This is a genomic window from Phycicoccus ginsengisoli (assembly GCF_054779295.1).
The window spans coordinates 22,483-40,706 of the sequence record NZ_BAAGYN010000015.1 but is presented as its reverse complement, the minus strand read 5'-3'; the positions used below and the strand labels follow the sequence as shown (position 1 = coordinate 40,706).

Here is an 18,224-nt window from a genome sequence, read left to right as displayed (position 1 = left end):
TCGGAGGCCGCAGCTCACGGCGGCGCCGAGCCGGGATCGACCAGCCGCTCGACGCGGAAGTCCCGCACCACCGGGTCCGGGGCCGCGGGCCGGGCGAAGAAGCGCGTGCTGCCGTCGCGCCACGCGACGGTCGAGGGATCGGTCGCCGCGTCGACGAGGGCAGCGGTCCGGGCGTACTCCGCCGTCGCGTGGGCACCGCTCGCCGTCCGCACCGGGCCACCCCGCAGGTCGCGGGTGACGGTCACCCAGCCGCGGCGGTCGGGGTTCGGCTGGCCCTCCAGCCGCGGGACGGCGTCCTGCTGGTGCTCCAGCGACAGCACGGAGACGTCCACGGGCACGGGCATGCGTGCCACCGGCGAGCCCATCGTCACGACGTGCGTGACCCGGTGTGCGGCCCGGAAGCGAGGAGAGGAGGCCAGCCCGGCGGCCACGATGCCGCCCAGGCTGTGGCCGGCGAGCATCACCGGCTCCCCCGACGTGTCCCGTCCGGTGGCGGCCATCGCCTGGTCGAGGGCGGTCGTGACCCCCACGGCCAGCGCCGTCGACTCCCCCGCCATGAGCCGGACGTCGGAGGTGACGTCGAAGGGGTTGTCCCCCGACTGCGCGTCCCACGACTGGGTGCCGCTGACCTCGACCAGCCAGACCGATCCACCCTGCGCCTGGGGCACCTCGACCACCCGGACGTGGCCCGGGTAGTCCTCCGCGTCGCTGAGGTTCGCGAGGTCGTCTGCCAGGGCGGTGAGGTCGTCGGGAGCCCGGGAGCCGGCGCGCGGCCACCGTTCCGCAGTGACCTTCGCGCCACCGGACTCGCGCAGCAGCCCGGCCACCCCGGCCACCTGCGTGAGGACGCGCAGGGCGGTCTCGTAGTCCCCGGCCGGCCTGTCCTGTGTCGGCAGCCCTCGCCCCGTCGGCGGCCCCGTGGGGGCCGGCTCGACCAGGCCGTCGACCCCGCCGGCGACATCGGCCACCCCCGGCACGACGAACAGCGCCTCGTCGACGGCACCTGCCACGTCGACCCCCGCGGCGTGCAGGGCGAGGAGACCGACCGTGATCTCGGGAGCCACTCGCACGAGTGCGACGAAGGCTGCGTCCTGGACCGCCTCCACGGTCGCCGCGACCGCCTGGTCGGTCGCCCGGTAGGCCTCGACCGCCGCCGCGGCACCTGCCGACAGCCCCAGGAGCGCCGCGGCCTGGCCGCCTGCGTCCCGGCGGGCCAGCGCCAGCGCCGCCTGGGCCAGGGCGAGGCTGACCGGCGCGAGCGAGCCGCTGGCCACCAGCCCGGGATCCACCGAGACAGCCACGAGCCTCGCGCAGACGGCGCCCAGGCCCGTGCCCTCGAGCGCGAGGACGCGGGCCGCGTCCTCGACCCCGGCGAGCTCGACGGCGGTGCCGGCGACCCCACCCCGCACGCGGACTGCGGGAGCGGCCGGCAGCACGGGCAACTCAGCCATCCAGGCCTCGCTGCACCGTGCGCCGCACGTGGTCGGCGACGTCGGCGGCTGCCCCGGCGGCGGTCGCGAGCTCCGCGACCACCCGGTCCACCGCGCGGGCGTGGGCCTCGACGAGGTCGGCCGCGTGGTCGAGACGGGCCGCCGTCGCGCGCAGGGCATGCACGCGCTCCTCGACCCGGTCGCGGAACAGCCGGCCTGCGGGCGAGTGCCACCTCACCGCGCCCACCCCCGCGAGGCGGCGGGCGCCCCCACGGACGCGCTCCGCCTCGTCGCGCACCGTGGCCGCCAGCCTCCGCAGCCTGCTCGAGTCCACCTCCACCCGGCCATCCTCGACGGACCGCCGGCGCAGGCCCGGCTCGAGCCCGGGCTCCTGTGGACGACGAGAGGCCGAGGCGCCCCGTGTGGACGACCCGGCCGCCCCACGGCCTCAGCGCAACGGCACCGACTGGGGCCCGTCGGCCGCGAAGCGCAGCACCGGCGTCCCGTCCGGGTCGACCCGTACCGCGTAGTCGCCGTCTGCGATCGGCGTGACCCTGCCGTCCGCCTGCCGGTACAGCCGCGGGACCTCGTCGTAGACGAACGGCCCGCCCCGGTAGACCCGCCAGCTCGTGACCGGGGCGAACCCGCCAGACTGCTCGGCGACGACCCAGTGCCGCCCGTCGACGTCCGTCACCGACAGCCGCGTGTACGTGGGCGAGAGGCTCCACTGCACCCCGAGCAGGGCGAGGCAGCCGGCCGCGACGGCTCCCACGCCCGCGGCTGCGAGGACGGTGAGGACGACGGCAGGGCCACGCAGGCGTCCCCGCGCCAGGCGCCGGACGGCGACGACGGCCGAGCACCCGACGGCTGTCGCAGCCAGCCACACCAGCGCCCACAGGGCGATCTGCGCCTGACCCGCGTCGAAGGGCCCCACCAGCAGCAGCGGCCGCCGGTGGTACGCGTCCGTGTACGGCGCCACGGCGCGCAGCCCGACCGCTGCCAGGCCCCCTACGACGAGGGCGGCGAGGACGACCACCACCACCTGCCTCCCGGCCCCCCGACGCGGACTGGAGCCCTCCCCCGTCCGGGCGTCGGCACGGTCCGGTCCACCGGCTCCGGCTCCGCCCGGCTCGCCCGGGTGCGCGCCGGCGTGCACGTGCGCCTCGCTCCCCCGGCTTCCCACCATGGGGACACGCTAGCCGCGGCCGGGGAGCAGCCCCCCGAGGTCGGCGAGGAAGAGCGCCTGGGCCAGGGCCGTCCGCTGCAGCTCCCCCGGGTCGACCGACTCGTCGACCGCGTGGATCCGCGAGGCCGGCTCCTCGACCCCGAGCAGGAGGATCTCGGCGTCAGGCACCAGCTCTGCCAGCGCCGTCGCGAGCGGGATCGAGCCACCCTGGCCCGTGGTGACCACCTCGCGCCCGAACGCCGCACGCATCGCCCGACCCATGGCCGCGTATGCCGGGCCGTCGGTGCGGGCGCGGAAGCCCTGTCCCAGCGACACCGGCCTGGCCTCGACGTGGGCACCGTAGGGGGTGTGCCGGACCAGGTGCTCGACCAGGAGCTGCTGGGCACGTGCGGCGTCGACGTCCGGTGGCACGCGCAGGTTCACCACCGCCCGCGCCTCGGCGTGCACCGCGGCGGTCACCTGCGAAACCGCCGTCGCGTCGAGGGCGATCACGGTGGCGGCCGGCCGCGCCCACAGGAGGTCGCCGACCGTGCCGTCGCCCCGGAGCGGGTCGACGCCGTCGAGCAGGGCGGTGTCCTGGCGGAACCTGCTCTCCTCGAACGGGTTCCCGTCCCACGTCCCCGAGTGGTCGAGTCCGTCGATGGTCGTCTCGCCGGTGTCGTCGCGCAGGGTCCCCAGCGTCGCGACGAGCGCCTGCAGCGCATCGGGCGCGGCGCCGCCGAACATCCCCGAGTGCGCGGCGTGCTCCATGGTGCGGACGGTGACCAGCACGCTGCCGGTGCCACGCAGCGACGTGGTCAGCGTCGGCAGCCCCAGCTCGACGTTCCCCGTGTCGGCGATGAGGAGGGCGTCGCAGTCGACGAGCTCGGGCGACTGCCGGGCGAGCGCCTCCATTCCGCCGCTCGACTGCTCCTCGGAGCCCTCGCAGACGACCGCGACCTCGACCGGCCACGACCCGAGCACCTCGCGCAGCGCCCGCAGGCCGAGGACGGAGGCCATGAAGTTGCCCTTGCAGTCGGCGGATCCCCTGCCGTACCAACGTCCGTCACGCTCGGTCAGCTCCCAGGGCGGCATCGACCACGAGGCGGGGTCACCCACCGGGACGACGTCGTGGTGGGAGTAGAACAGGACGCGAGGGGCCCCGGTCGGTCCCGCTGTCCGGCCCACCACGGCCTGCGACCCGTCCGGTGCCGGCAGCGCCTCCACACCGTCCAGCCCGACGTCGCGCAGGAGCTCCGCGACCAGCGATGCCGCCCGCCGGCACTCCTCCACCGGCTCGATCGCCGGGTTGGCGACCGACCGGCACGCGACGAGCCGCGCGAGGTCGTCCCGCACCCGCGGCATACCGGCCTCGACGGCCGCGGCCAGCCGCTCGGCGACGTCCCCGCTCACGGGACCAGGTCGTCGAGGTAGAGCGGCAGCATCTCCCACCACGTCGGCCAGTCGTGGTCGTAGGAGGGCCCCCAGTCATCGACGCGGTTGGGCACCCGCTTGTCGCCGAGCACCCCCGCCACCTCCCAGGCGCCGCCGGGGTCCTCCCACCGGCCCGACCCGGTGGCGAGGACGACGAACCGGCTGCGCAGGGTGTCCAGCTGCGGCCCCTCGAGCCCGGGCAGGAAGTGCAGCGGCGAGGCGTAGTAGAAGTCGTCGGTGAAGCCGCCCCCGATGAACCGCTCGATCGAGTACGTCCCGCTCATGCAGACGGCGGCGCCGAACAGGTGGGGGAAGCGGCACAGCAGGGCCAGGGAGTTGAAGGCGCCGATCGAGGCACCGGCGACGACGACGGGCGAGGCGGAGGAGTCGGCGTGGATCGCCGGCACGACCTCCTCGGCGACCGCGCGCTGGTAGGCGTCGAACAGCCAGCGCCGGTGGTCGGTCGAGCCGTCGCGGCGCATCATCGCCTGCCCCGCCGCGCTGTCGCACGAGTAGACCTTGACCCGGCCGGCCTCGACCATGGGCCAGAGGTGGCCGACGAGCTGGTTGCGCTCCACCTCCTCGGCGTCGCCGCCCGCGGTCGGCAGGAGCAGCACGGGCGTGCCGTAGTGACCCCAGCGGACCAGTGTGATGTCGCGGTCCATGCGGTCGGAGTGCCAGCGCTCGGTCACCTTCACGTCGGGATCCTCACTCGTAGACGAACTTCTGCGGCCCGGGGAACAGCCACGAGAGGCCGTCGCGCAGCCGGTCGCGCCAGTCCTCCCAGTTGTGCCCGTCCCGGGCCTCGACGTACTTCACGTCCATGCCCGCGGCTCGGAACACCTGCACCATCGACCGGTTCGGCGTGATGAGCGGCTCGTAGGTGCCGCAGGACATGAAGATCCGCTCGACGGGGGCCGTCGGCTTGGCGCGGTAACGGTTCACGAACTTCACCACCGGGTCGAACGGCGGGCCGCCACCGTGGTCGGTCCCGATGTCGGTGAAGACGAGCGAGGCCGACTGCAGGAACAGCGACCCGAACACCCCCGGGTACCGCACGGCCGTCGACAGCGACGCGATCCCGCCGAAGCTGCTGCCCATGAGGCACCGGCCGGCGGGGTCGTCGACCAGGGGCAGTCGCTCGGCCAGGGTCGGCAGAAGCTCGCGCGCGACGAACCGGGCGTGCGGCGCGTGGTTGGGGTACTCCTTGAGCCGGTCGCGCGGGGGGACGAACGCTGCGACGAGCGGGGCGACGTCGAGGCGGTGGATGAGGTTGTCGAGCACGGTCTTCATCGCCGCGTAGTCGAGGTAGTCGGTGCCGTCGTGGACGACGAGCAGGGGGTAGCGCTGGGCCGTCGAGTACCGGGCGGGCAGGTAGAGCCGCACCGGCTGCTCGCGGCGCAACGCCTTGGAGCGCAGCGTGTCCTCGACGACCTCACCCTGCCGGGCCTCGGGGTCGTGGTGCACCCAGTCGGGCACCTCGTACCCGGTCGCGGCGCACACCGAGCTCGACCCGACGGGCGAGTGCGCGACCCGGGGGTTGAGCGGGTCGTTGAAGGTCTCGTAGTGCTCGCCGCGGCGGGTCTCGAGCTGGTACTCGACCCGCGACCCGCTCGGCAGCTCGGTCGTGACGGCCCACAGGTCCGTCCCGGCCAGCTGCCGCATCGGCAGCGGGTCGGTGAGGCCGACGACCCGGTGCCGCACCCGCACCTCGTCGGCCTCGCCCCGGAACAGGAACGTGACGCGTTCCCCCTCGACGATCGGCGCGCCGTACCGGGCGACGAACCGGTCCACCGACGCCGGCCCCACGGGCAGCCGGTCGCGCAGCCGGTTGACCGCCAGCCTGCCGCTCACCGCCCCACCCCCCTCACCGCAGCGCCTCGCGCATGTCGTGGACCGCACCGTCGAGTCCCAGGATGCGTGCCCCTGGCGGCAGTCCGCCGTCCTCGCCGAGCTCGAGCGCGGTGCCGTCGTCGAGCAGGACGCAGTGCTGCTCACCGAACCGGCGCGCCAGCACCGAGCACCGCGCCGCGTCGTCGAGCCGCAGCCGCCGACGGGCGTGCGGCAGCGCGACCACCCCGCGGACCCGGCCCAGCCCACGGTCGTAGACCTCGGCCTCGCTAGCCCCCTCCGGCCCGTGGTCGTGGAAGAGCACGACCCGCTCGGTCAGCGCCATCGCGCCGGCCGACCAGGCCACGACGGGCAGGTCGTCCGGGATGCGGATCGCGAACAGCCGCAACGCCCGCAGCAACGTGCCGACGTGGCCGCCGGTCAGCGCGAGCGCCGCGGACCCCGCGAGCAGCGCCGCGATCTCCCCGCGGTGCCACCCGATGACGCCGCTGTCGTCGATCGGCGCCGTGGCGTCGAGGTCCGCGTACAGCTCCTTGAGCTTCCCGGCATACCAGCGGTCGACGTGCCGGACGACCTCCACGGCGTCGTCGAGCGCGTCGAAGCCGGCACCGCGCCGCTGGAGCGCGTACGCGTCGTCGAGCGCGCCCTGCAGCCGCAGCCGGTAGACCGACAGCAGCGTGTCGTGGCGGTCGCGGAAAGCCAGCCCGGCGGCGGCAAAGGCGGGGTCCTTCTCGAGGACGTCGAACATCCGGTGGTGCAGGCGCAGGTGCCGGGTGTCACCGCCGAGGACGCTGTCGAGCTCGGCGACGTCGTCCTCGCGCTCCTCCCAGCCGGCGTTGATCGTCGCGACCGGGCCGTGCACGCCGAGGGAGCGCAGGGCGGTGCCCGCGGTCGTCATGAAGCGCTGGGGACCCAGCAGCACGGTGCGCATGGTGCAGCAGTCGCCTCAGCAGGCGACCGCGTGGACGTGGACCGTGCGGCCCACGTCGTCGAGCATCCCGCGCAGGACGTCGTAGTCGGGGTGGCGCATCCGGACGTAGGCGTTGGCCATGTAGCCGGCCTCCACCGGCTGGGTCAGGTGGCCCTCCGGCGGGAAGTACGCGTCGATCACCCACTCGTTGTACCGGTCGCGGATCTCGTGCAGCCCGCTGTGACCGACGATGCGGCCGTCGCGGTCGGGGCGCAGCGCGACGATCCCGGCCGAGTAGGGGCGGTGCATCTCGCGCTCGGGCGTCCCGTGCACGATGACGTGCGCCCACTCGCGGTAGACGTCGACGTCGTTGCTCGCGGAGTACAGGTCCCAGCAGCCCACGCCGGGAGGCCGCGCGCCGATCTCGGAGAACTTCAGGCCCTTGGGCCCGTGGAACCACTCCATGTGGGTGGCGCTCGTCTCGATCCCGAGTGCCTCGATGACCCGTTGCCCGAGGTCGCGCACCTCGTCGTAGAACGGCGAGTCCGCCATCCGGTTCGTCGTGACGAACTGGGGCGAGATCCACCGGGTGCGCATCGCCTCGAGGACGTTGGGGTAGTAGTGCGTGGTCCAGTCGTGGACGACGCGCCCGTCGTGGGCGATGGTGTCGTAGAAGCCCTCGTGCCCCTCGACGAACTCCTCGATCGCGATCGACGTCGCGCCGTGCGCCCCGAAGTCGGTCAGGGCGTGGCCCAGCTCGGTGTCGTCGTCGACGCGCACGGTGTCCTTGGCGCCGGCGCCGTCGCGCGGCTTGAGCACGAGCGGGTAGCCCACCCGCTCGGCGAACTCCCAGGCCTCGTGGGCGTGGTCGACGGCGGCCGAGGCCGCGGTCGGGACACCGGCCTGGCGCAGCGCCTCCTTCATCGACGGCTTGTCGCGGCACAGCCACGTCGTGTGCACCGACGTGCCGGGTATGCCGGTGGCCTCGCGCACCTGCGCGGCCACCATCGTGTGCGCCTCCACCGTGGCCTCGAGCCGGTCGACCCAGACCTTGGACTGGATGGACCTCGCGGCGTCGGTCATCTCGCGCAGGTTCGTGACGGAGCCGACCCGGTAGTACCCCGACAGGGCCCCGCGCAGCTCGTCGTCGAGCGCCCACTCGTCGGACTCGCCGATCCCGAAGACGTTCGCCCCCACCGCGGCGAGGGCGAGGGCGAACCGGCGCTGGTTGGCCGGGAACCCTGGCTCGACGAAGACGATGTTCACCCGTCCGACCGTAGCGGCGATCCGGCCCCCCGTCGCGTCGCGCCGGACACGAGGGCCGGGTTCACCCGGCAAGCACGGCGTGCGCCGCCGCCACCCGCTCCCGCCACCAGTCGACCCGGTCGGCCGGGGCTCCCCAGCGGTCCAGCAGCCCCTCGTCGGCGACGACCTCGCGCACCGGGAGGGTGCCGCCGACGGGGACCAGCGGGTCCGCGGTGACGTCGCCCTCGAGCAGGGCCACCGTGCCGAGCCCGCAGGCGTGGTCGAGCGCCGGCAGGGCGGCCGCCAGGGCGACCCCGGCGCGCATCCCGACACTGGTGTCCAGGGCGGAGGAGACGACGGCCGGCAGGCCGCACTCGGCCACGACCTGGAGCGCGCGGCGCACGCCCGCCAGCGGGGCGACCTTGACCACGACGAGGTCGGCCGCGCCCTCCCGAGCCACGAGGACCGGGTCGTCGGCCTTGCGGATCGACTCGTCGGCGGCCACGGGAACGGCGACCCCGGCCCGGGCGAGGGCGAGGCGCAGGTCCCTGAGCTCGGGGACGGTGGCGCACGGCTGCTCTGCGTACTCGAGGTCGTGGGCGGCGAGTGCGGTCAGGGCCCGGACCGCGTCGTCCACCGACCACGCACCGTTGGCGTCGACCCGGATGCGGCCGGCCCGGCCGAGGACGTCACGCACCGCGGCCACCCGGTCCAGGTCGTCGGTGAGCGACTGGCCCGGCTCCGCGACCTTGACCTTCGCCGTCGTGGTCCCGTCGTACCGGGCGAGCACCTCGGCGACGCGCGCGGCCGGCACCGCCGGCACGGTGGCGTTGACCGGGACCTCGTCGCGCACCGGCGCCGGCCACCCGAGCCAGGCCGCCTCGACCGCGGCGGCGAGCCAGCGAGCGGCCTCGGCCGGGGCGTACTCGGTGAAGGGTGAGAACTCCCCCCACCCGAGCGGCCCGCGCAGCAGCGCGGCCTCGCGGACCGTGACGCCACGGAACCGCGTCCGCATCGGGATGGCGACCACGCGCATGCCCTCGAGCAGCTCCGCGAGGGCAGGGAGTCCGGCCATGGGGGTCATTCCACCAGACCGGCAATCCGGGCCGGTTCGCGGACCGAATACCGTGGCGACGAGTCCCCTCCCCGATGTCAGGAGCCCCATGCCCACGCTGTCCGACTTCTCCGCCACCACCCTCGAGGGCACCGAGCAGGACCTGTCGGCGTATGCCGGCAAGGTCGCCCTGGTCGTGAACACGGCGAGCGAGTGCGGGTTCACGCCCCAGCTCGAGGGGCTCGAGCAGCTCTACCGCGAGTACGGCGAGCAGGGGCTGGTCGTGCTGGGCTTCCCCTGCAACCAGTTCGGGGGCCAGGAGCCCGGCGACGCCGAGCAGATCGCGCAGTTCTGCCAGCGCAACTACGGCGTGAGCTTCCCGATGTTCGACAAGGTCGAGGTCAACGGCGAGGGCGCCCACCCCGTCTGGACCTGGCTGCGCTCGGAGAAGGGCGGGCTGCTGGGCAGCGCGATCAAGTGGAACTTCACCAAGTTCCTCGTCGGCCGCGACGGCCGGGTCGTCAAGCGCTACGCCTCCACGACCAAGCCCGCGGACATCGCCGGCGACATCGAGAAGGCGCTCGCCGCCTGACTCGGGCGTCCCGGGGCGGATGCGTCCGGTCCTTCCGCGGCGCCGTCCGTGGGCCTTAGCGCTCGCGGCTGGACAGCACGCAGAACTCGTTGCCCTCCGGGTCGCGCAGGACCGTCCACGGCACGTCGCCCTGGCCCACGTCGGCCAGGGTGGCGCCGCGGTCGAGCAGCGCCTGGATCTCGGCCTCGCGGTCCTGGCTGCTGTGCGGCGCGAGGTCGAGGTGCAGCCGGTTCTTGAGCGTCTTGTCCTCGGGGACGCGCACGAACACCAGGCCCTGCGCCTGCCGCATCCACTCGGCCCCGTCGGTGATGGGGTCCTGCGACATGTGCTTCGGGATGACCGCGACCTCCTCGTCGTTCTCGAAGACGATCACGTAGTCCAGGGTCTGCGCCCACCACCGCGCCTGCGCGGCGATGTCGTGGCAGTCGACGACGACGGAGTACCAGCGGAGAGCCATGCTCCTGACGCTACGACGAGGCGCCGACAGCGACCAGTCGATTTCGCTCCATCAGGGCGATGTCGCGCAGGACGCGCAGGAAGCGCCGCAGCCGCGCCACCAGGAGGTCGGCGGACGCCAGCTCGAGCAGGTCGGGCGTGGCCGAGTAGCGGACCTCGCCGAAGGGGACTCCGCGCGGTCCGGCCACCGCATGCGCGAACGCCCTGCCTCGCTCTCACTGGGCGAGGACCTGAGCCCGCAGACGGCCTGGATGGCCGAGACCGGCATCTGGTGCCCGCTGCCCACGAGGTCGTTGGCCTTCGCCGCCGCCCACAGCACCGCCCCGGGCACCACCTCGTCGCGAGCCGGGCCCCTGAGCAGGCTCGGCTCGGCGGCCACGGCTCGCACGAGCAGGCGGCGGCAGACGGTCCTCACCTCCGCGTCGAACAGGCGCGTGACCACGTCGTCGAGCCGCTCGCCCATCGCGCCCACCCTGTCCCGCAGGTGCGCAGGCACCGCATCGAGGTCCAGCGGCTCGTCGTGCGGCAGGGGATCGACCGGGAGGTTCGCCAGGGCGTCCTCGCCACCGACCAGCCTGGCCAGCCACGCCAGCTCCCGCACGTGCCGCGGCGGCTGCGGGGGCCGCGGGGCCACCACGGTCGGTGGCGTCTGCTTCCTGCCCCGGCCCCCCTCCAGGGCCGCGCACTCGTACCCGGTGCCCTCGACCGGCCGGCGCAGGACGTCGACCACCTGGTCGTCCATCATGACCAAGAGCGTCATGGAGCCCAGCCGGTCCGACTGCCCCGGTCGCTCGTAGGTCCCCGCGTCGTGGTACTCCAACCCGTCGAGGCCCTCGGGGTCGTCGATCGCGTCGAGGAGGGCCCAGTCGCCCGGTCCCACCGGGCGCGGCGGCCGGCCGCGCCAGTCCACGAGCCGCGTCACGGGACGCCCCGGCTCCTCCCCCTGGCCGTTCGTGTGGTCCATCGATCGTCCCCTCTCGCCTGGTCCTGCTACGAGGTGTCGCGGCAGGCATCCCACCACTGTCACAGCACGGACCGGGGCAGCACGAGATATCCACAGCCGGACCTGGGGCCTGCACCTCGGCGGCACGGGTGCTGGGGCACTGATGCGTCACGCGCATCACTGACCCACTACTCGAACCACGAACCACGACCCACCACCCGTTGCCCGCCACGCGCCGCGCCGACCTGCTTGCCGACCACACGGCATACCGCTCACCGGCCGCCGTTAGGCTCGCGCGGGTGAGCGAGCAGACCAGCGTGAGCGACACCTTCGACCCCGCGGCCTGGGAGGAGGTGCCGGGATTCGACCTCACCGACATCACCTACCACCGGGCCAGGGACGTGGGCGCCGTCCGGATCGCCTTCGACCGGCCCGAGGTGCTCAACGCGTTCCGGCCGCACACCGTCGACGAGCTCTACCGCGCGCTCGACCACGCTCGGATGACCCCCGACGTGGGCTGCGTGCTGGTCACCGGCAACGGCCCGGGGCCGGCCGGCACCGGCAGCGAGGGCAAGTGGGCCTTCTGCTCCGGCGGCGACCAGCGCATCCGTGGCCGCTCGGGCTACCAGTACGCGGCGGGCGAGACCGCCGACACCGTCGACGAGGCGCGGGTCAAGGCCGCCGGCGGCCGGCTGCACATCCTCGAGGTGCAGCGGCTCATCCGCACCATGCCCAAGGTGGTCGTGGCCGTCGTCAACGGCTGGGCCGCGGGCGGCGGGCACAGCCTGCACGTCGTCTGCGACCTCACCATCGCCAGCCGCGAGCACGCGCGGTTCAAGCAGACCGACGCCGACGTGGGCAGCTTCGACGGCGGCTACGGCTCGGCGTACCTCGCCCGCATGGTCGGCCAGAAGCTCGCCCGCGAGATCTTCTTCCTCGGGCGCACCTACACCGCCGAGGACATGCACCGGATGGGCGCGGTCAACCTCGTCGCCGACCACGCCGAGCTCGAGTCCACGGCGCTCGAGGTCGCCCGCGAGATCCTCGGCAAGAGTCCGCAGGCCCAGCGCATGCTCAAGTTCGCCTTCAACCTCGTCGACGACGGGCTCATGGGGCAGCAGGTGTTCGCGGGCGAGGCGACCCGGCTGGCGTACATGACCGACGAGGCGGTCGAGGGTCGCGACCAGTTCCTCGAGAAGCGCGACCCCGACTGGTCGCCGTTCCCCTGGTACTTCTGAGCCGCCCCGCCGGGGCGACGCCTCACGGGGACCCATCCCGCTACCCCGAGCCGCCCAGGTCGACCTCGAACGCCTCGTAGACCAGGTCGGCCCCCTTCTGCCGGTGCCGCACGAGCTGCCCCATGAGGGTGGTGACCTCCTCGCGGAACACCGGCAGGTCGGCCATCGTGCCCCCGTGCTCGAGGACCGCGAGGTAGGCGTCGATGTCCGCCCGGAACCGCTCGTGCTCGCCCCGCAGCCGGTGCACCTGCCCGGCGAGGCGCGGGCTGTCCCGGGTCACCGACTCGTAGATGCCACCGGGCCCCTCGGCCAGCTCGACGTGGTCCCGGAAGTCGTGGGCCAGCTCGGCCAGCGCGGCGCGCACGCGCTCACGCCAGGCGCCGCCGCGCGCGATGGGGGAGGCGAGGGCCTCGTCGACGGCGGCGACCGAGTCGCGCAGCTCGGCGCGGTGCACGCGCACCCGGTCGAGGTATGCCGCGAGCTGCTCGTCCATGCCCACCTCCCGGTCCGTGCCGTGAGAGATCCGTCGCCCGTCCATGGTCCCGCTCAACCCTCCGGCCGTCCACGGCCGCTCCGAGAGGTAGCGTCGACCCGTGACCGCCCTCCGGCCCCTGCCGATCGCCACCGGCGAACGGGCCCGGGAGGCGCTGCCGGTCCTGCGTGCCGCCCTCGACGGCTCCGGGCCCGCGGTCCTGCCGTGTGCCGAGGGCGCAGCGCCGCCACCGGTGCCCGACAGCGCGGTCCCCGACCCCGGCACGGCGCTCGTGGTCGGGACCTCCGGGTCCACGGGCACCCCCAAGCTGGCCATGCTGCCCGCGGCCTCGCTGCGCGCGTCGGCCGACGCGACGCACGACCGCCTCGGTGGCCCGGGCACCTGGCTGCTGGCGATGCCGCCGCACCACATCGCCGGGGGGCAGGTGATGCTGCGGTGCCTGGCCGCGGGCACCGAGCCGCACTTCGTCGACCTGACGGCCGGGTTCACCCCGGCCGCCCTCGCGCAGGCGGTCGGCCGGATGGGCGCGGCCCCGCGCCGGTACACCGCCCTGGTGCCCACGCAGCTCGTCCGGGTGCTCGCGGACCCGGCGGCCACCGAGGCCCTCGCCTCGCTGGACGCGGTCCTCGTCGGGGGTGCGGGGACGCCGCCCGGTGTCCTGGCAGCCGCCCGCGCCAAGGGGATCCGCGTCGTCACGACCTACGGCATGAGCGAGACGAGCGGCGGCTGCGTCTACGACGGCGAGCCGCTGCGCGGGGCGCTGGTCCGCGCCGACGCCGAGGGCCGGCTCAGCCTGGGGGGCGCCACCCTGGCGACGGGCTATCTCGGCCGGGCGGACCTGACCGCCCGGTCCTTCTCGACCGACCCCGACGGCACCCGCTGGTTCCGCACCGACGACGTCGGGCACCGCGACGGCGGCGGTCGCTGGCAGGTCGACGGCCGGCTCGACGACCTCGTCAACACCGGCGGCCTCAAGGTCGCGCCCCGGGTCGTCGAGGACGCCCTCACCGACGTCCTCCCGGGCGTGGCCGAGGCCGTCGTCGTGGGCCTGCCCGACCCCGAGTGGGGGCAGGTCGTCGCCGCCGCGCTCGTCCTCGCGCCCGGTGCCGACGCGCCCACGCTGACCGGCGCCCGCCAGGCCCTCCGGGGCACGCTGCCGGCGCACGCGCTGCCCCGCCGGCTGCTCGTCCTCGACGCCGTTCCGCTGCGCGGGCCGGGCAAGCCGGACCGGGGCGCGGTCGTCGGGCTGCTCGCGGCCGACCGGGCCGCGCGTGCGACCATGGAGCCATGATCCGGGTCCTGCCCTGGCTGCTCACGATCGCCCTGACGATCTACGCCGCCGTCGACTGCGTGCAGACCGACGAGCGCCGGGTCCGCAACCTGCCCAAGCTGATCTGGCTGCTCGTCGTCCTGGTCTTCCCCATCGTCGGCCCGGTCGTCTGGTTCATCGCCGGACGCCCGCTGCGGGGCCCGAACTCAGCGGGCCGGATCGAGCGTCCCCAGGCCCCGCGTGGCCCCGACGACGACCCGGACTTCCTCCGTAGGCTCTGACCGACCGCCCCGCCCGCACGACCCGAAGCGAGACAGCACCCTCCATGGCCACTCCCGCCCAGTGGGTCGCCGGCGCCCGCCCGCGCACCCTGCCCGCCGCCATCGCCCCGGTCGTCGTCGGCACCGCCGCGGCGCACCCCCTCGGCAAGGCGAACCTCGGCCTGGCCCTGCTCGCCCTGCTCGTCTCGGTGTCGCTGCAGATCGGCGTCAACTACGCCAACGACTACTCCGACGGCATCCGCGGCACCGACACCGACCGGGTCGGGCCCGTCCGGCTGGTCGGCCAGCACAAGGCGGACCCCCAGAACGTCAAGCTCATGGCGTTCGCCTTCTTCGGGTTCGCGGCGCTGGTCGGGCTGGCCCTCGTCGCCCTCAGCCAGGCCTGGGTGATGATCCCGCTGGGCGCCCTCGCGGTGCTCGCCGCCTGGCGCTACACCGGGGGGGACAACCCCTACGGCTACCGGGGCCTGGGCGAGGTCTACGTCTTCGTCTTCTTCGGTCTCATGGCCACGCTCGGCACGCTCTACACCCAGGCCGGACAGCTCACCTGGACCGGCCTGGCCGCCGCGGTCGGGGTCGGCGCGATCGCCTCGGCGATCCTGGTCGCCAACAACCTGCGCGACATCCCCACCGACCGGGAGACCGGCAAGCGCACCCTCGCCGTGCGCCTCGGGGACCGCGGCACCCGGCTGCTCTACGTGGGCCTGCTCGCCGTGGCGCTCGTCATGGTCGTGGCCGTCGCCGTCGGGCAGCCGTGGGCGCTGCTCGCGCTGCTCGCCTTCGCCGTGGCCTGGAAGCCCGTGCAGGTCCTGCGCAGCGGCGCCACCGGCCGTGACCTCGTGACCGTCCTCGCCGCCACCGGCCTGTTCGAGGTCGTGTATGCCGTGCTGCTGGCGGTCGGGCTCGTCGTGGGCCACGCGGTGGCCGCCTGACGAGGACAGCTCAGCGGTACTCGGAGCGCTCGTCCTCGGCGTCCTCGGCCGCCTCGTCCCGGTGCGCAGCGCCCGCCTCTCGGGCCTGGGCGCGACGCTCGAGCCGCTCCTGCAGCCGCTGCGTCGACTCCTCACGGAACCGCGCGAGGACGAAGTACGAGATCACCATCGAGATGAGCGCGGACAGCACGAGGAGCATCCACTCCTGGTCGCGGTCGCGCAGGCCGAGCAGCCAGAGCAGGCAGACGACGCCGAAGAAGATAAGCACCCGCAGGACCGAGTAGCGCACCATCTCAGAGCCCGGAGTAGGAGTGCTGGCCGACGAAGAACACGTTGACGACGGCGAAGTTGACGATGACGCAGGCGTACCCCGCCAGCGAGATCCACGCGGCCGTCTGGCGGCTGATGCCGCTCGTCGCGCGCGAGTGCAGGTAGGCGGCGTAGACGACCCAGATCACGAACGTCCACACCTCCTTGGGGTCCCAGTTCCAGTAGGACGCCCACGCCTGGCGGGCCCAGATGGCACCGGCGATCAGGGTGAAGGTCCACAGGGGGAAGGCGACGATGTGCAGGCCGTAGGCCGTGCGCTCGATCGAGGGCGCGTCGGGGAAGCGGTCGAGCACCGAGGAGCGCCCGGACCGCTGGAAGGCGTCCTTGAGCAGGTAGATCCCCGTGGCCGCGGCGGCCAGGGTGAACAGGGCGGTCGAGATGACGGCCACGGTCACGTGGATGACCAGCCAGTACGACCTAAGCGACGGGAGCAGCTCGGCCGCCTCGGTGTACCAGACCGCGACGGCCATGCCGAGGACGAGCAGCACCGGACCGGTGATGAACAGCCCGAGCCAGCGCAGGTCACGCCGGGTCGACCAGATCGAGTACGCGAGCGAGGTGAACATCGAGCCCATGACCGCGAACTCGAACATGTTGCCCAGCGGCCAGCGGTCGACCGAGAGGCCGCGCAGCACCACCGAGGCCAGCAGGAGCAGGCCGCCCAGCCACGTCGTGGTCGAGGCGATGCCGGCCGCCGAGCGGGCCCGCTTCGACGGCTCGTCGGCGCCCGCAGCGGCGTCACCGGCCCCTGCCGGGGCGTCCGTCGTCGCGCCCCCCGCGGCTGCCGCAACGGGCTCGGCGGGACCCCCGGCCCCGACCAGCTCGCGCTCGCGGGCCGAGGTGGCGTCCCGGGCCGTCGCGCGGTCGCGCGCGGGCAGCAGGCCCGCGAGGTAGATCGCGTGGCAGACCATGGCGATGGTGAAGACCGCCATGGCTGAGTAGAGGCTGAGGTTGGCGTAACCCGCGAGGGTCTCGTTCGTCATGGGCGTGGGTCCATCTCCGTGCCGGTGGATGCGGTGGCTCGAGGTCGGGTGCTGCTTGCTGCGGTGGCTCGCGTCGTGACCTCGCCGAGCACCTGCTCGACGACCCGGCGCAGGCCGTCGTCGTCACCCTTGGCCAGGCCGCCGACGGTCACCACGGTACGTCCCCCACCCTCGGCGGGGGAAACCCGGACGAACACCCGGCGACGGCGCACCACGAGCGAGGTGATGAGGCCGGCCAGGGCGAGCAGGGCGGCGACGAGCGTGATGCCCTTGCCCGGGTCGTGCCGGATCGACAGGCCGGCGAACCGGTCGACCGAGTCGAAGGTGATCGACCCGCGTCCGCCGGGCAACTGGTAGGTCTGGCCGGGCTCGAGCCAGATCCGCAGCGGCTCGCCCTTGGCGTTCTTCAGCTGCGTCAGCTCCGAGGTGTCCAGGACGTACACCGACTGCGGCCGCCCACCGGGGAGCAGCTCGCCCTCGTAGACCGTGAGGGCCAGGGCCGGCTTCTTCGCGTCGGGGAAGATCGAGATCGGCCCCTGCTCCTTGTCGATGACCGCCGTCGGCAGGAACAGGCCGGAGAAGCCGAGCGGCTTGGGGTCGGCGCCGGTGACCTTGATGGCGCCCACCGACCGGTAGTTGTTGTCCTGGGCCAGGAAGGGCACGGGCCCGCTGTAGGTCTCCTGCCCCTTCGCGTCCTTGACGGTGACCACCGGCGCGTACCCGTTGCCGAGGAGGAACACCCCGGCGCCGCCGATCTCCAGCGGGTGGTTGACCTTCACCGTCTCGGTGGTGGGCGTCGCGCCGGGCCGGCTGGTCGTCGTGAGGTGGGCGGTGAAGTCCCGGGGCTGGCCGAACTGGCCGCGACCGGTGACCCTCTCCTCGAAGGTGGCGTCGAGCTTGTCGACCGTGATGGTGAAGGGCTGGAGCGTGTCCGGGTTCACCCAGGGCCCCGGGGCGAAGGTGTCGTACTGCGACAGGGTGTTGGAGAACGACTTGCCCACGGGGACGATGACGTCGCCCTTCCACCCGAGGAGGTGCCCGATGGCGACGCCGACGATGACGCCGATGAGCGCCAGGTGGAAGACGAGGTTGCCGGTCTCCTTGAGGTAGCCGCTCTCTGCGCTCACGGTCGCGCCGTCGTGGCTGTGCACCCGGAACCGCCTGCCGCGCAGGACCTCCCGTGCAGCAGACACGACGTCCTCGGCGGTGGCGTCCACCTCGGCGCGGGCGGAGTCGTCCAGCCGCTCGAGTCGCGACGGGGTCCGCGGCGGGGTGGACCGCATGGCGCGCCAGTGCACCCGGGTGCGCGGCAGCACGCACCCGACCAGCGAGATGAACAGCAGCAGGTAGATCGCCGCGAACCACGGTGAGGCGTACACCTCGAAGAAGCCGAGCCGGTCGAGGACCGGGCCCGCCTTGGGGTGCTGGGCGATCCAGTCGGAGGTGCGCGCGGGGTCGATGCTGCGCTGCGGCCAGATCGAGCCCGGCAGGGCTCCGATCGCCAGCAGCAGCAGCAGGAACAGCGCCGTGCGCATGCTCGTGAGGTTGCGCCAGGTCCAGCGGGCCCAGCCCACGGCGCCGAGTCGCGGCTGGGTGATGGTCGAGGGGTCGGGCACG

At 74.0% G+C, this 18,224-nt stretch carries 20 protein-coding genes; 5 read left to right on the top strand and 15 right to left on the bottom strand.

The window, feature by feature from the left end:
* Positions 1–14: 14 nt before the first annotated feature.
* From ACYVDO_RS19045 to ACYVDO_RS19005, 9 genes are all read right to left on the bottom strand, one after another.
* Positions 15–1,451: a PGAP1-like alpha/beta domain-containing protein gene (locus ACYVDO_RS19045; protein WP_460938862.1), complete on the bottom strand. Its 1,437-nt coding sequence runs from the start codon at positions 1,449–1,451 to the stop codon at positions 15–17.
* Entirely contained in the window at positions 1,444–1,770 is a 327-nt protein-coding gene (locus ACYVDO_RS19040; protein ID WP_460938860.1) for a hypothetical protein, read from the bottom strand. Before ACYVDO_RS19040 ends, ACYVDO_RS19045 begins: the two co-directional genes overlap by 8 nt.
* A gap of 108 nt (positions 1,771–1,878) precedes the next feature.
* On the bottom strand, positions 1,879–2,616 hold the full coding sequence (locus tag ACYVDO_RS19035) for a hypothetical protein (RefSeq protein WP_460938858.1): 738 nt from the start codon (positions 2,614–2,616) through the stop codon (positions 1,879–1,881).
* A 9-nt stretch (positions 2,617–2,625) separates the two neighbouring features.
* A complete protein-coding gene (locus ACYVDO_RS19030) occupies positions 2,626–4,008 on the bottom strand; it encodes a M20/M25/M40 family metallo-hydrolase (protein ID WP_460938856.1) in 1,383 nt (460 codons plus the stop codon).
* The gene (locus ACYVDO_RS19025; protein ID WP_460938854.1) at positions 4,005–4,727 is read right to left on the bottom strand and encodes an esterase family protein; all 723 of its coding nucleotides are present in this window, start codon (positions 4,725–4,727) and stop codon (positions 4,005–4,007) included. Before ACYVDO_RS19025 ends, ACYVDO_RS19030 begins: the two co-directional genes overlap by 4 nt.
* Before the next feature lie 10 nt (positions 4,728–4,737).
* Positions 4,738–5,883, bottom strand: coding sequence for an alpha/beta hydrolase-fold protein (locus ACYVDO_RS19020; RefSeq protein ID WP_460938852.1), 1,146 nt, complete (start codon positions 5,881–5,883; stop codon positions 4,738–4,740).
* 13 nt (positions 5,884–5,896) lie between these two features.
* The gene (locus ACYVDO_RS19015) at positions 5,897–6,811 is read right to left on the bottom strand and encodes a hypothetical protein (RefSeq protein ID WP_460938850.1); all 915 of its coding nucleotides are present in this window, start codon (positions 6,809–6,811) and stop codon (positions 5,897–5,899) included.
* 15 nt (positions 6,812–6,826) lie between these two features.
* The gene (locus ACYVDO_RS19010; RefSeq protein WP_460938848.1) at positions 6,827–8,056 is read right to left on the bottom strand and encodes an ATP-grasp domain-containing protein; all 1,230 of its coding nucleotides are present in this window, start codon (positions 8,054–8,056) and stop codon (positions 6,827–6,829) included.
* A gap of 61 nt (positions 8,057–8,117) precedes the next feature.
* A complete protein-coding gene (locus tag ACYVDO_RS19005; RefSeq protein WP_460938846.1) occupies positions 8,118–9,110 on the bottom strand; it encodes an o-succinylbenzoate synthase in 993 nt (330 codons plus the stop codon).
* Positions 9,111–9,198: 88 nt separating this feature from the next.
* Here ACYVDO_RS19005 and ACYVDO_RS19000 point away from each other — a divergent pair, with 88 nt between their 5' ends.
* Positions 9,199–9,681, top strand: a complete 483-nt coding sequence (locus ACYVDO_RS19000) for a glutathione peroxidase (RefSeq protein ID WP_460938844.1) — start codon at positions 9,199–9,201, stop codon at positions 9,679–9,681.
* A gap of 55 nt (positions 9,682–9,736) precedes the next feature.
* Here ACYVDO_RS19000 and ACYVDO_RS18995 read toward each other — a convergent pair whose 3' ends face one another.
* Together ACYVDO_RS18995 and ACYVDO_RS18990 are read right to left on the bottom strand one after the other, a co-directional pair.
* Complete coding sequence (locus ACYVDO_RS18995) at positions 9,737–10,138, bottom strand: VOC family protein (RefSeq protein WP_460938842.1); 402 nt, start codon at positions 10,136–10,138, stop codon at positions 9,737–9,739.
* 51 nt (positions 10,139–10,189) lie between these two features.
* A complete protein-coding gene (locus tag ACYVDO_RS18990) occupies positions 10,190–11,101 on the bottom strand; it encodes a hypothetical protein (protein WP_460938841.1) in 912 nt (303 codons plus the stop codon).
* Between the two features lie 278 nt (positions 11,102–11,379).
* Here ACYVDO_RS18990 and ACYVDO_RS18985 point away from each other — a divergent pair, with 278 nt between their 5' ends.
* On the top strand, positions 11,380–12,318 hold the full coding sequence (locus ACYVDO_RS18985) for a 1,4-dihydroxy-2-naphthoyl-CoA synthase (RefSeq protein ID WP_460938839.1): 939 nt from the start codon (positions 11,380–11,382) through the stop codon (positions 12,316–12,318).
* A 40-nt stretch (positions 12,319–12,358) separates the two neighbouring features.
* On the opposite strand, the gene ACYVDO_RS18980 is transcribed toward ACYVDO_RS18985, so the two are convergent.
* Entirely contained in the window at positions 12,359–12,811 is a 453-nt protein-coding gene (locus ACYVDO_RS18980) for a hemerythrin domain-containing protein (protein WP_460938837.1), read from the bottom strand.
* A gap of 100 nt (positions 12,812–12,911) precedes the next feature.
* Between ACYVDO_RS18980 and menE the strand changes: the two genes are divergently transcribed.
* The 3 genes from menE to ACYVDO_RS18965 are packed head-to-tail and all read left to right on the top strand — an operon-like array spanning position 12,912 to position 15,294.
* Positions 12,912–14,102, top strand: coding sequence for an o-succinylbenzoate--CoA ligase (gene menE / locus ACYVDO_RS18975; protein ID WP_460938835.1), 1,191 nt, complete (start codon positions 12,912–12,914; stop codon positions 14,100–14,102).
* The gene (locus tag ACYVDO_RS18970; RefSeq protein WP_460938833.1) at positions 14,099–14,362 is read left to right on the top strand and encodes a PLD nuclease N-terminal domain-containing protein; all 264 of its coding nucleotides are present in this window, start codon (positions 14,099–14,101) and stop codon (positions 14,360–14,362) included. Before menE ends, ACYVDO_RS18970 begins: the two co-directional genes overlap by 4 nt.
* Positions 14,363–14,406: 44 nt before the next feature.
* A complete protein-coding gene (locus tag ACYVDO_RS18965) occupies positions 14,407–15,294 on the top strand; it encodes a 1,4-dihydroxy-2-naphthoate polyprenyltransferase (protein ID WP_460938831.1) in 888 nt (295 codons plus the stop codon).
* A gap of 10 nt (positions 15,295–15,304) precedes the next feature.
* On the opposite strand, the gene ACYVDO_RS18960 is transcribed toward ACYVDO_RS18965, so the two are convergent.
* From ACYVDO_RS18960 to resB, 3 genes are read right to left on the bottom strand one after another with little or no spacing between them, the layout of a single operon-like run.
* The gene (locus ACYVDO_RS18960) at positions 15,305–15,586 is read right to left on the bottom strand and encodes a DUF4229 domain-containing protein (protein ID WP_460938829.1); all 282 of its coding nucleotides are present in this window, start codon (positions 15,584–15,586) and stop codon (positions 15,305–15,307) included.
* 1 nt (position 15,587) lies between these two features.
* Positions 15,588–16,607, bottom strand: coding sequence for a c-type cytochrome biogenesis protein CcsB (gene ccsB / locus ACYVDO_RS18955; RefSeq protein WP_460938827.1), 1,020 nt, complete (start codon positions 16,605–16,607; stop codon positions 15,588–15,590).
* Positions 16,604–18,223: a cytochrome c biogenesis protein ResB gene (gene resB / locus ACYVDO_RS18950; RefSeq protein WP_460938825.1), complete on the bottom strand. Its 1,620-nt coding sequence runs from the start codon at positions 18,221–18,223 to the stop codon at positions 16,604–16,606. The genes ccsB and resB overlap by 4 nt, the downstream gene beginning before the upstream one ends.
* Between the last annotated feature and the right edge of the window lies 1 nt (position 18,224).